This window comes from Flavobacterium sp. FlaQc-28 (assembly GCF_044007415.1).
Lineage (GTDB): Bacteria > Bacteroidota > Bacteroidia > Flavobacteriales > Flavobacteriaceae > Flavobacterium.
This window is the reverse complement of record NZ_JBIPCM010000001.1, coordinates 189,372-203,204: the sequence shown is the minus strand read 5'-3', so window position 1 is coordinate 203,204 and position 13,833 is coordinate 189,372. Positions and strand designations below refer to the sequence as shown.

Genomic DNA, 13,833 nt, shown 5'->3' with positions numbered 1-13,833 from the left:
AAATATATATAGAACCTCTGCAATCTGCAGAGGTTTTTTTTTGCACAAGAACGACTGTAATGCTTTTTTAAAACCAAACAAAACACTAATTAATCAGAAAAACAATGAAAAAAAATGTATTAATCGCTTTAGGCCTGCTGACTTTTTCAGGCATTAATGCTCAGGAAAATAAAAAAGAGCAGGATAGCTTGAAAAACAATGAATTGTCAGAAGTTACTATTATTGGTTCAAGAAGTAAAAATAGAGTTAAAACAGATGTGCCGGTTCCGGTTGATGTTTTTAATATTGCAGATATTACAAAAGGAGCGCCGCAAACCAGTGTGACTCAAATTTTAAATTATGTTGCACCGTCGTTTACCAGTAATGCAACATCTACAGCTGATGCAACAGATCACGTTGATCCTGCTCAATTAAGAGGTTTAGGACCAGATCAGGTTTTGATCTTAGTAAACGGAAAACGTAGACATACAAGTGCTTTAGTAAATATAAACGGATCACCAGGAAGAGGTTCAGTAGGAACCGATTTAAATGCAATTCCGTCTTTTGCAATCGAGAGAATCGAAGTTTTAAGAGATGGTGCGGCGGCTCAATACGGTTCTGATGCTATTGCTGGAGTAATTAATATAGTACTTAAAAAGAATGCCAATTATCTTTCAGGAGGTATTCAATACGGTGCAAATTTATCTTCAGGATCTAATAATTTTAAAGGCGGCGCTGACGGACAAACTGCACAGGTTGATTTAAACTATGGAACTTCTTTAGGAAAACCTGGTAGTTTTTTAAATATTACTGGTACTGCTGTAACTAGACAAGCAACAAGCCGAGCAGGAATTAGAAGTAATGCTATTTTTAATGCTTATAATGCTGTCGAGAACAGAGCAGCACAAAACGGTGTTGAAATTAACTCGCTGTTTAGTAATATAAATACAACTCCAAACTCAGCGCAAATTTTGACATCATTAAAACAATATGCGCCGCAAGTAAGTTATTTTACGCCGGCACAGCAAAGCGCTATTGCTTCGGCATCAACGCTTACGCAAATGCAGACGGCGCTTAATTTTGATGTGACTAATAATGAATTGGCATACAGAGGTCAGCAAAGAAGTGATTATAATATGAGTGTTGGTCAGTCAGAATTAGCGTCTGGGCAGGCATATTATAATGCAAAATATCCTTTAAGTGAAATCACATCTTTATATTCATTTGGGGGAATCTCCTATAGAAACAGTAAATCGTATGCTTTTAACAGACTTCCAAATGGTTCAGGAACATTTACGCAAGTGTACGAAAATGGATTCTTACCAGAAATAGAATCAGACATTCTAGATGCTTCGGCTGCAGTAGGTGTTACTACAGAATTATTTGGTTTCGATACAGATTTGAGTTCAAATCTTGGAACAAACTCTTTTAAGTATGATGTAAACAATACTATTAATGCAACTTTAGGAACCAATTCGCCATTTAGTTTTGATGCTGGTAAAGTTTCGTTTTTACAAAGCACAACAAATTTAGATTTTAGTAGAAAGTATGATGTTTTAGCGGGTTTAAACGTAGCTTTTGGAGGGGAATTTAGATATGAAAATTACCAAATTAAACAAGGTGAAGAAGCTTCATACGGATTGTATGATGTAAACGGAAATGTAGTTTCTGGAATTCTTCCAAGTAATTCACCATTAATTGTTACTGACTTTTTTGGCAACAAACGCGGTGCTGGAGCACAAGGATTTTCTGGTTTTCAACCTTCAGATGCTAAAGAAAGAGATAGAAAAAGTGGAGCAGCTTATATAGATTTAGAATTGAATGCCACAGAAAAATGGCTTGTAAATGGAGCGGCACGTTATGAGAACTATTCAGATTTTGGAAGTACGGTTACTTTTAAATTAGCGTCTCTTTTAAAATTAAATGAAAACATAAATTGGAGAATTTCTGGGCAAACTGGTTTTAGAGCGCCTTCTTTACAACAAAAATATTTTGAATCAAGTTCAACTCAATTTATTAATGGTTCACCATATCAAGTAGGTTATTTTACAAATGATTCACAGGCTGCAAAAAGCATTGGAGTAGAAAATTTAAAACCAGAAAAATCAAAAAGTATCAGTACAGGATTTACATTTAAAATTCCTGCAGCCAATATTACAATTGCAACAGATGCTTACTTTACCAGAATTAATGACCGAGTTGTATTGTCAGGACAATATGCAAGACCAACAGATGCGCAGATAAGTGCGGCAACTTCACAAAGTCAAAAAGACGCCTTGACATTGTTTCAACAAGCGTTTGATCTTAAAGGTGTAGAAAGAGCTTCGTTTTGGACAAACGGAATTGACTCTGAAACGAAAGGAATTGATTTAGTAATTTCTCAAAAATACGATGTAATTCAGGATTTCATTATTCGAAACGATTTAGCACTAAGCTATAATGAAACGAAGAGAGTAGGTGATTTACATATTCCAAAATCTATAATTGATGCAGGTGGAGATCCTTATATTTATTCATTTTTTCCTGAGTCAAGCAGAATTTATTTAGAAGAAGCAATTCCAAAGCTGAAAGCAAATTTAATGACAACATTCAGTATTAAGAAATTAGATATTTATTTAAGAAACAGCTATTTTGGAAAAGTTACAGATCCGGGAGCGACAGATGTAAACTTAGACGGATTTTCATCAGTATACGAACATCCGGAATATAGTGCAAAACTTGTTACAGACTTATCTTTAGGATATCAAATCAATGAACATTTTAGAGCAACAATTGGCTTTAATAATATAGGAGATGTTTATCCGGATAGAAATAATCCTGCAACTCCTGCATTTACAAATACAACTCCAACATTGTCGCCTGCGCCAAGTACAGATTTGAGCAATGCAAACCAATTTGCATACTCAAGAGCAGTATCTCAATTTGGATTAAACGGCAGGTTTGGTTTTGCTCGTTTGAGCTTTAAATTTTAAAAGTTGAAAGAGTCGGCTGCTCGCGATAGCTATCGGGATATATGGATTAACCGAATTAGCATTGATTTTTTGAATCTTTGTAATCTGTTATCCCGATAGCTATCGCGAGCAGCTAAACTTTTTAATCTTGATTTTTAATGCTGATTATTTGATTTTCAGTACTAGAAGAAAAAAATATATAAAATATCAATTTTTAATTTGGTAGTTAAATAAATACTTATTACATTTACTCTATCGAATTAGTAGAATTTAAAATAAGACTTAAATTTTAATTAAAATGAAAACAATAGCAAGAAAAAATATGATGTGTTGTAGAATGATGCAAATGTGCATCCCAACTTGCTGTTGCCAAAAGTGAAAGATAAAATCTTTGTTATAGTTAGAACTATAAGCCCTTTTGGTCGCCATCCGAAAGGGCTTTTTTTTAATTCACACATTTAAAATTAAAATTATGAAAACACTAAATTCAATCGCAATAGAATATTTATTGAGAAACGATTCTCAAAATAACAATAACATATCAGAAGAGCTAACAAAAGAAGTTGTAAGAATAAATACAGAGCAGAATATAAAAAGTCAAAAATCGCTGCTGTTTCAAATGTATGATCTAGAAGATGAAGATCTTTTTATTTAATTGCAATTTCAAAATCAAATAACAATATATAATAGTATTAACAATACCTAAAAAACTAAGAAATCATGAGTACACAAAAATTTGCAACAAACGCATTACACGCAGGACACGATGTTACTAAAAACGCAGGAACAAGAGCAGTGCCAATTTATCAAACATCATCATATGTATTTAATAATTCAGATCATGCGGCCAATTTATTTGGTCTTGCCGAAGCAGGATTTATCTATACAAGATTAAATAACCCAACAAACGATGTTTTAGAGCAGCGTTTAGCAGCACTTGAAGGCGGAATTGGAGCTGTAGTAACGGCTTCGGGAGCATCAGCAATTTCTACAGCTTTGTTAACATTGCTAAAAGCCGGCGATCACATTGTGGCTTCAAATAGTTTGTATGGAGGAACTTATAATTTATTAAGTGTAACATTACCGCGTTTAGGAATTACAACAACTTTCGTAGATCCTTCAAAACCAGAAAACTTTACAAAAGCAGCTAAAGAAAATACGAGAGCATTTTTTGTAGAATCTCTTGGAAATCCAAAATTAGATGTTTTAGATTTAAAAGGAATTTCGGTCGAAGCCAAAAACTTCAAAGTTCCTTTTATCGTAGACAATACAGTTGCTACACCTTATTTATTGAATCCAATTGCGCATGGAGTAAACATTGTGATTCATTCCCTGACAAAATATATTGCCGGAAACGGAACTTCATTAGGCGGTGCTATTATTGATGCCGGAACTTTTGACTGGTCTAACGGAAAATTTCCTGAATTTACAGAGCCTTCTGCTGGATACCACGGACTTGTATATCACGAAGCCTTAGGAAATGCTGCTTTTATAGCAAAAGCAAGAATCGAAGGATTGCGTGATTTTGGAGCAGCTTTGAGTCCGTTCAATGCCTTTCAAATTATACAAGGATTAGAAACCCTGCCAATTCGAATTAAAAAACACAGCGAAAATGCTTTGGCGCTGGCCGAATGGTTAGAGAAACAAGATGAGGTTGTGTGGGTAAATTATCCAGGTTTAAAATCAAGTAAATATTATGATTTATCACAACAATATTTACCGCAAGGACAAAGCGGCGTTGTTACTTTTGGATTAAAAGGAGGTTTTGAGGCAGCTAAAAAAGTAGTTGATGAAACTAAACTATTCTCGCTTTTGGCAAATATTGGAGATACAAAATCATTGATTATTCATCCTGCTAGTACAACACACCAGCAATTGTCTGAAGAAGAGCAATTATCGACTGGAGTTTCAAAAGATTTAATCCGACTTTCTGTTGGAATAGAAGATATTGAGGATTTGATTGCCGATTTAAAATCGGTTTTTGAAAACGTAGCTAAAACGCAGTACAATATCAGTAAAAATTAGGTTTTTTTGTTTTTTGTTTGAAAAATTGCCTTTAGCAGCGTGAGTTCTGCTAGAGGTGATTTTTTATAATAAAATCTCTTTATAGTTTTAAAACACTAAAAATTATGTCAAAGCTTAAAATAAATATTATTCTATTTGGAATAGGAAATATAGGAAGCACTTTAATCAATCAGATTATAGAAAGTCAGGAGTTTTTTCTTCAGAGTAAAAATATCGATTTTCATTTTCCAATTATTACCAATTCTACAGTTGCCTTTTTCGAGAAAGAAGGCGTTGGATATGCTTGGGAAACCAATTTTAGAGAATTGGCAGTTCCTTTTAGAGTTGAGGATATTGTCGAATTTGCCAAGGAAAATGAATTTGAGAATTTAATTGCAGTAGATGCAACAGCGAGCGATGAACTTATTGGTCATTATAATACATTGATCGAAAACGGATTTAATATTGTTGCCGTAAATAAAAAAGCAAATACGCTCTCAATAGACCTTTACAAACAAATTAGAGAAAATCTTAAAAAGTATGATAAAGAATTTTTATACGAAACCTCAGTTGATACTGGTTTTCCTGTTTTGCAGACCTTAAGAGATCTTTATTATTCAGGAGAAAAAATCACCAAAATTCGAGGCGTATTTTCAGATAACCTCAGTTACGTATTTAATAGATTTTCGACAGAAGACAATTCATTCTCTTCTATTTTAAAAGATGCGGGTTTATTAGGATTAATGCGTTCTACTTTTAAAGAAAATCTATCAGGAAATGATACGGCAGGAAAACTGCTGATTTTAACTAGGGAAATAGGAAAAGAATTTGAACTCTCAGATATAAAGATTGATTCACTTATAAAAGAAGAACATTTAGAGAAAAATGGAGTTCTTAATAGAGAAGCAATCGACAAATCCTTTAGAATAGAAAAAATTGCGCAGGCAGAAAATCATGTTTTACGATATGTTGGCGAATATGATGTTGAGAAAAATATATTAGAAGTAAAATTAATTTCAGAACCAATAACATCTGCAATAGGACAGTTAAAAGGATCTGATACTATTTTCGAAATTTATACAGAATCCTATTCAAATACCCCAATTGTAATACAAAGTGCAGCGCCATGCAGACAGGCAATTTCTAGAGGTATAATTACAGATATTTTGAAAGTATCAGAGAAAATTAAAAACAAAGAAGCTGTTTGGCTGTAAGTGAAGTTAATGTTAGGAGATAGTTCTTTGATAGATTGAAACAGAAAAGTTAGTTAAATTTTTGTAAGATTAAACCTGTAAAATATAAAAACACAATTTTGTAGGGTGTTTTTTAACGATAAAAGGTTGTTTTTTAACGTTTTTTAAGACTTTTTTCTTTTGAAATGCTTGCGATATTGAAAAAATATTCGCACATTTGTAAGACCCTAAATACTATCAAATACAATAAGTTAGCAATCTAATTAATAGTTATGCACATCGGTTAAAACCGCTGAATAAATTTTAAAATCAATAGAAATATTTTCAGCAGTTTCGAGAAGCTTATAAAAACAAACAAATGCAAGAATTTTTTAAAATAACAGTCAAATCGCAAATGAATAAGTCACTACAGATGAACAAGATGTTTAATGTCGCACGTATTTGTGTATGCGTCTGTTGATACTAAAAGTATATATAAGTTCTAAAAAAACTTAAACCCTTTTGGTATTAAAAACCCAAAAGGGTTTTTTTATTCCATTTGGTTACCATAACAAAGAATTAAAGAAAAAGTAAAGATTATAAAACGCAAACTAACTTAAACTTAAATATCATGAGCACATTAAACTACTTAACAAGAACGTTGAAAAGCATAAGAACAAAAAGAAACAATTTGCCGCCGCCGACAAATGAATTGGTACACCCAAGATTCGGCATAAACGAGACAGATAAAAAAACGGAGAAAAAAGATCCGAACTCATTATTGTTTTTGATGTATTCAAAAGAAAATGAAACGCTTTTTATCTAAATCAAAAAACGTTATAAAATAGGGTAAAACCTGCATAAACTTACTGGGCAGTTTGTTCGGTAATTTTTTGCGTACAATAGTTTTGTTGAATTATGTTTAAGAAATTGCAGAATCAATTTCGATAAAATTTGCTTGTTTAAGAAATTAGTAGTTAATTTGCACCTTTAAGTTCAAAAACGTATTGAAAATGTTATAAAGAAAGGACGAGGGATTAGACCCGATGAATCCTTAGCAACCCTTCGTTAAATCGAAGAAGGTGCTGCATTCTACCACGCCCAAACGTGGAAAGATAACAACAAGAATTTTTCTAGTTTCACTCTAGGCTTTCTTTCTAATATTTCCACATACAAATCAAAAATAAAAAGATTTGAAATTGGAAAATAGACCCAATCCCATTATAATTCAAGATTTCATCACAGAAAGTGGTGCACTTTATTCATCCTTACCATTAAGCTTTACGCTTTCTGGCAGACCTTTGCATACCGCGCCGATTGTTATGGTAAATCATGCCTTAACAGGAAATGCACAGGTTACAGGAGAAAATGGATGGTGGAATGATTTAGTGGGCGAAGAAAAAACAATCGACACCAACAAGTACACCGTTCTGGCCTTTAATGTTCCAGGAAACGGAAACGATTCGTTTATAATCGAAAATTATCAAGACTTTACTACTAGAGATATTGCCCGAATTTTTATAAAAGGACTTGAAGCTCTAAATATTGAGCAGGTATTTGCCATAATTGGCGGTTCTGTTGGCGGAGGAATCGCTTGGGAAATTTTGGCTTTAGAACCAAATATCACAGAACATTTAATTCCGATTGCAACTGACTGGAAGTCGACAGACTGGATGATCGCCAATTGCTATCTGCAAGAGCAAATCCTGAACAATTCTTCAAAACCTATAGAAGATGCCAGAATTCATGCAATGTTGTGTTACCGCTCTCCAGAATCATTCAAAGAAAAGTTTCAACGGACCACCAATCAAGATCTCTTGATTTTTAATATAGAAAGCTGGCTGGCACATCATGGTAAAAAATTACAGCAGCGTTTTCAATTGGCATCTTATAAATTGATGAATCAGCTGCTTAAAACCATTGATATTACAAGAGACAGTGGGGATTTTGAAACTTTAATGTCTAAAACAAAAGCAGCGATTCATATCGTAGCCATCAATTCAGATTTGTTTTTTACACCAAAAGAAAATCTGGAAACTTATAATGAATTAAAAAAGTTTAAAGAAAATGTCACCTACAGCGAAATCGATTCTGTTCACGGACATGATGCTTTTTTAATAGAGTACAAACAATTAGATCATTTACTTGCCGATATTTTTAAGGCAGAAACAATAGCAAAATAAAATGAAAGTATTAAAATTTGGAGGTAAATCATTATCAAACGGAGAAGGACTTAGTAAAGTTGTTTCAATCATTTCTGATAAAGTAAGTCAAGGCGAAAATATTGCTGTAGTGGTATCAGCTCGTGGAAACGCAACAGACGAGTTGGAATTTATTTTAAGCATCGCTGCCAAAAACGGAAGCTATAAAGAACTATTAGAGAATTTTAAAAAATATCAAATATCAGATTATCCGCAAGTAGATTTATCTGAAGAATTTAATGTTTTGGATAAACTTTTTGAAGGCGTAAGCTTAATTGGTGATTACAGCAAAAAAATTAAAGATCAAATTTTGTCAAAAGGAGAATTGCTTTCGGCTAAATTATTGACGGCTATTTTGCTTGAAAAAGGAATTCCTGCCAACTTCGTTGATACAAGAGACTTGCTTAAAACCGATTCAAAATTTGGAGATGCTCAGCCTTTAGAACAGCTTTCAAAGAAAAACGTAATTAATTATTTCAAAGAACATAATGGTTCAACCGTTAATATTGTAACAGGATTCATAGGTTCAAACAACAATAACGATACAACAACTCTAGGAAGAAACGGAAGCAATTACACTGCTTCATTAATTGCAAACTATCTGAATGCCGAAGAGCTTCAAAATTTTACGCACGTAGATGGTATTTACACTGCAAATCCAGATTTAGTTGCTGATGCTAAGAAAATCGAATATTTATCGTTTAACGAAGCAAATGAGCTGGCAAACTTTGGAGCCACTATTCTGCATGCCAAAACGATTATTCCATTATTAGAAAAAAATATCCCGCTTCGCATTTTAAATACATTCAACCACGAAAATCGCGGGACATTAATTACTTCAGATTCTGCTAAAGAAGGAATTAAAACACTTTCGGTTTTAGAAAACGTTTCGTTGGTAAACCTTGAAGGACGTGGATTACTTGGGAAATCTGGAGTTGATGCCAGAATTTTTAAAGTAATGGGTGATCACAATATCAGTGTCAGCATTATTTCACAAGGCTCTTCAGAAAGAGGAATTGGTCTTGTTGTCGCTACTGATAAAGCCACAACTGCTGTAGTTGAATTAGAAAAAGAATTCGAAAACGACTTTTATTCAAAAGATGTAAATCAGATTACTGTAACCGATAATGTTTCGGTAATTTCGATTATTGGGCAGGATTTAAGTACTTTTCACAAACCTTACACTGCTTTAATAAAAAACAAAATAGTTCCAATATTATTCAACAATACCGTTACAGGTAAAAACGTGAGTTTGGTTGTAAAAAAATCAGAACTTAATAAAGCGTTGAATGTAATTCATGGTGAGATTTTTGGAGTTTCTAAAAAAATCAATATTGCTATTATTGGCCACGGTTTAGTAGGCGGAACTTTAATCAATCAGATTTTAGAGTCAGCATCTGCAATCGAAAAACGTAAAGATGTTAAATTGAATGTTTTTGCAATTGCAAATTCTAAAAAAGTGCTTTTAAATAAAAATGGCGTAAATTCAGACTGGAAAAACGAAATTCAGACAAAAGGAGAAAACTACACCATTAACGATATTATCACTTATGCAAATGAACATCATTTAGAAAATTTAATTGCAGTTGATAATACCGCAAGCGCAAGTTTTGTAGAAAACTATATTCCGCTTGTAGAAAACAGCTTCGATTTGATTTCTTCAAATAAAGTAGCCAATACCTTGAGTTATGGTTTTTATAAAGAACTAAGAAAAGCTTTGGCGGAAAACCAAAAGAATTATTTATACGAAACCAATGTTGGCGCGGGATTACCATTAATTGATACAATTAAATTATTGCACCTTTCGGGAGAAAATATCACAAAAATAAAAGGAGTTTTCTCAGGAACATTGAGTTATTTATTTAATAATTTCTCTGCAAAAGACGTTCCGTTCAGCGAAATCTTGAAAGAAGCAATTGATAACGGATATACAGAGCCAGATCCGCGTGAAGATTTATGCGGAAATGATGTTGGAAGAAAGTTATTGATCTTGGCAAGAGAATTAGATTTACAAAATGAGTTCGAAGAAATCGCAATTCAAAATTTAATACCAGAACATTTACGCGAAGGAAATGTTGCTGATTTCTTAACGAAACTAAAAGAATTCGATCCAATTTACGACAAAATAAAAGCCGATCAGAAACCAAATCATGTATTAAGATATATTGGTGAATTGTCTGGAGATTTGCAAAATGACAAAGGAAATCTAGAAGTGAAATTAGTTTCAGTACCTTCAGATACAGCTTTAGGCGGATTGAAAGGTTCAGATTCTTTCTTCGAAATTTATACAGAATCATACGGAGATCGTCCAATCGTTATTCAAGGAGCCGGTGCAGGTTCTGCAGTAACAGCGAGAGGAGTTTTTGGAGATATTTTAAGATTGTCTGATAAAGGATAATTTGATTTTAGAGTGCAGATTTTAGATTTATTAAAAGCCAATTAATGTACATTTATTGAATGAAAAAATTACTGATTTTACTGCTTTTCTCGAATATTTTGGCCGCTCAGATTTCTAATGTTGTCAGAAATAAAGACAGTTATACACAAGAAATTTTTCCTTACAAAGGAGTTCGAGCAATTCAAATCGATGAAGTTAGTGTTGTAGGAAAGGAAGATAATGTCTTTATTTTTTCGAAAATTGAAAAAAATGCCAATCCTGACAAAATGTATTTTCAAAGATTTGCAAAAGTCAATGATAAATGGATTGTAAAATCTATTCTTGAGGTTGACCATAATGGAATCATTTCGGCTTGGGGAAGCCGAAAAGCTTTTGGCGATTATAATAAAGATAAAAGTGTTGACGCTCTTTTTATTTACGGATTGTATGATGCCGCTTTCAAACAGCAGTCGGTTCATTTGATTTTTTCACAAAAAGATCAATTCTATACCATTGAGTCCAATATTTCTGATGATTTTAAGACTGATAAATTCTCGGATAATTTTAATTCATTGGATGCAGATTCTAAAAAACAAGTATTAGAATATTGGAGTAAATTAGATAAAAGAGACAAGTGATTTAAGATCTGTATTTGTTTTTAGGCGTAAATATTAAATTTAATAAATATTAAAAAGTTTTTTAAAAATTGGGGTTGTGGATTAATATTCATTATTCCTTTTCTATTGGTAGGATTGGGAACTTTATTGTTTAGTTCTTATAGCATTTTTAAAACTGAGCAAGCGAAGGGATGGATTCCAGTTTCTGCCAATATTGAAAAAACTGATATTACTTCCCATTCAAATAAAGGGACGGTATCGCATGAAGTTATTGTTAGGTACCTTTATGTTATTGAAGGGAAAAAGTATTCAGGAAATAGAATTGCATTTGGTTATGGTATGAACAATATTGACGATCATGACGGATTGTATTTTAAATTAGAAAACAGTAAAAAAGTCTTGGTTTACGTAAATCCTTCAAATAACGAAGAAAGCGTGATTGTTCCGGGAATGAATGATTCGATTACTGGTTTATTAATTTTTACAATATTATGGAATTCATTTATTGTAGTTTTTGGCATACTTCCTTTTGTGATAAAAGGGGTTGACAAAAATAATGAACCCAGATTTAAAGCAAAAGAAGCTACTTGGATTATTTTTATAATATGGATAGCAGGTTTTGCGATTTTATTTAGCAATTGTTTTCATATAGATATAGAAAGTAAAATCAATGTTTTAGAAGCAAGAAATATTGATTTAGATACAGAATAAAAAAAAGAAAAATACCATGAAAGTAACGTTAAACAGAGTAAACGACGCGTTTCATTTTAAATTAAAAAATGAAAGAGGTCATGTAGTTGATGTTGACAGCAGAGCCGAATTTGGCGGAAGCGATTTAGGAGCTAGTCCAATGGAATTAGTTTTAATGGGCGTTGCCGGATGCAGTGCGATTGATATGATTTCAATTTTAAAGAAGCAGCGTCAGGAAATTACATCTTTTAATGCTGAGGTTGAAGGTGAGCGTGTGCAAATTGGTGAAGCAAAGCCTTTTAAAGAAATTGATGTCGTTTTTTATTTAGAAGGTGATATCAATCCTGAAAAAGCTAAAAAAGCGGCACAGCTTTCTTTCGAGAAATATTGTTCGGTTGCTAAAACAGTTGAGCCAACAGCAACAATTAAATACAAAGTTGTCTTGAACAACGAACAATTATAAAATTAGATAATTAGTCAATTAGATAATTAGAAAATGCTCAGATTGCGCATAAATAGTTGACTTGTTTTTAGTTTAGATTTTAGTTTTTAAAACTTAAAACCTGAAACTTGAAACGAAAAAAACAAAAAACAACACACAATGAATACAGAAGAATTTGGTTTTGAGACACAAGCCATTAGAACACAATTAGAAAGATCTCAGTATCTAGAGCATTCGGTGCCATTATACTTATCGTCAAGCTTTGTTTTTGAAGATGCCGAAGATATGAGAGCTTCTTTTACAGAAGAAAAAGAAAGAAATATTTACAGCCGTTTCAGCAACCCGAATACTACAGAATTTGTAGAGAAAATTTGCAAAATGGAAGGTGCTGAATCGGGTTATGCATTCGCAACTGGAATGGCGGCAGTATATTCTACATTCGCAGCATTGTTAAATTCAGGCGATCACATCGTTTCGGCAAGCAGCGTTTTTGGTTCTACACATGCTTTATTCATGACTTATTTCCCGAAATGGAATATCGAAACTTCGTATTTCGAAATCAATAAGCCGGAAACAATCGAAAGTTTTATTAAGCCAAACACCAAAATATTATATGCAGAATCGCCGACAAATCCTGGGGTTGATGTAATCGATTTACAATTGTTGGGTGATATTGCCAAAAAACACAATCTGATTTTAATTATTGACAACTGTTTTGCAACACCATATTTACAGCAGCCAATTAAATTTGGAGCACATTTGGTAATACATTCTGCTACAAAATTAATTGACGGACAAGGACGTGTTTTGGGTGGAATTACTGTTGGAAATGAAGATTTAATCAGACAGATTTATTTGTTTTCAAGAAATACAGGGCCGGCATTATCACCGTTTAATGCTTGGGTTCTTTCAAAAAGTTTAGAAACATTAGCAGTTCGTGTTGATAGACACTGCGAAAATGCCTTAAAAGTAGCTGAGTTTTTAGAAAGTCATCCAAATGTAAATAGTGTAAAATACCCATTCTTGAAATCGCATCCGCAGTACGAAATTGCAAAAAAGCAAATGAAAGCTGGCGGGAATATTATTGCTTTTGAAATTAAAGGCGGAATTGAAGCGGGAAGAAAATTCCTGAATTCAATAAAACTTTGTTCATTATCAGCTAATATTGGAGATACTAGATCAATTGTAACACATCCAGCATCAACAACGCACAGCAAATTATCTGAAGCAGATCAGTTAGCAGTTGGAATTACACAAGGTTTAGTACGCGTTTCTGTAGGTTTAGAAACCGTAGAAGATGTAATTGCCGATTTAAAGCAAGCGCTTGACTAAAATCTAGATTTTAGAATACAAAAAGAAAGACCGTTTTTTAACTGTAAATTAATTACTATTAAAAAACC

General features: G+C 32.9%; 11 protein-coding genes and 1 riboswitch. All 11 genes read left to right on the top strand.

The features are described from left to right. Positions 1-104: 104 nt before the first annotated feature. The 11 genes from ACHRVL_RS00845 (at position 105) to ACHRVL_RS00795 (ending at position 13,765) form a co-directional block, all read left to right on the top strand. Entirely contained in the window at positions 105-2,951 is a 2,847-nt protein-coding gene (locus ACHRVL_RS00845; RefSeq protein WP_395409615.1) for a TonB-dependent receptor plug domain-containing protein, read from the top strand. Between the two features lie 451 nt (positions 2,952-3,402). Further along, the gene (locus ACHRVL_RS00840) at positions 3,403-3,585 is read left to right on the top strand and encodes a hypothetical protein (protein ID WP_395409613.1); all 183 of its coding nucleotides are present in this window, start codon (positions 3,403-3,405) and stop codon (positions 3,583-3,585) included. Between the two features lie 65 nt (positions 3,586-3,650). Further along, positions 3,651-4,955 carry an O-acetylhomoserine aminocarboxypropyltransferase/cysteine synthase family protein gene (locus ACHRVL_RS00835; protein WP_395409611.1) on the top strand — a complete coding sequence of 435 codons (1,305 nt, stop codon included), beginning with the start codon at positions 3,651-3,653 and terminating at the stop codon, positions 4,953-4,955. Positions 4,956-5,059: 104 nt separating this feature from the next. Then, positions 5,060-6,148 (top strand): aspartate kinase, encoded by a 1,089-nt coding sequence (locus tag ACHRVL_RS00830; protein ID WP_129053194.1) that lies wholly within the window; start codon positions 5,060-5,062, stop codon positions 6,146-6,148. Positions 6,149-6,737: 589 nt separating this feature from the next. Then, entirely contained in the window at positions 6,738-6,932 is a 195-nt protein-coding gene (locus tag ACHRVL_RS00825) for a hypothetical protein (protein ID WP_089052578.1), read from the top strand. 187 nt (positions 6,933-7,119) lie between these two features. Further along, a riboswitch (SAM riboswitch) is annotated at positions 7,120-7,228 on the top strand. 77 nt (positions 7,229-7,305) lie between these two features. Beyond that, entirely contained in the window at positions 7,306-8,289 is a 984-nt protein-coding gene (locus ACHRVL_RS00820) for an alpha/beta fold hydrolase (RefSeq protein WP_395409609.1), read from the top strand. 1 nt (position 8,290) lies between these two features. Beyond that, positions 8,291-10,705 carry a bifunctional aspartate kinase/homoserine dehydrogenase I gene (thrA, locus tag ACHRVL_RS00815; RefSeq protein WP_395409607.1) on the top strand — a complete coding sequence of 805 codons (2,415 nt, stop codon included), beginning with the start codon at positions 8,291-8,293 and terminating at the stop codon, positions 10,703-10,705. A gap of 59 nt (positions 10,706-10,764) precedes the next feature. Beyond that, positions 10,765-11,322, top strand: a complete 558-nt coding sequence (locus ACHRVL_RS00810; protein ID WP_395409606.1) for a hypothetical protein — start codon at positions 10,765-10,767, stop codon at positions 11,320-11,322. 30 nt (positions 11,323-11,352) lie between these two features. Next, positions 11,353-12,012 (top strand): DUF3592 domain-containing protein, encoded by a 660-nt coding sequence (locus ACHRVL_RS00805; protein WP_395411071.1) that lies wholly within the window; start codon positions 11,353-11,355, stop codon positions 12,010-12,012. Between the two features lie 16 nt (positions 12,013-12,028). Then, positions 12,029-12,454, top strand: a complete 426-nt coding sequence (locus tag ACHRVL_RS00800; protein ID WP_395409605.1) for an OsmC family protein — start codon at positions 12,029-12,031, stop codon at positions 12,452-12,454. Between the two features lie 138 nt (positions 12,455-12,592). Beyond that, on the top strand, positions 12,593-13,765 hold the full coding sequence (locus ACHRVL_RS00795) for a PLP-dependent aspartate aminotransferase family protein (RefSeq protein ID WP_129053189.1): 1,173 nt from the start codon (positions 12,593-12,595) through the stop codon (positions 13,763-13,765). Positions 13,766-13,833 lie beyond the last annotated feature (68 nt).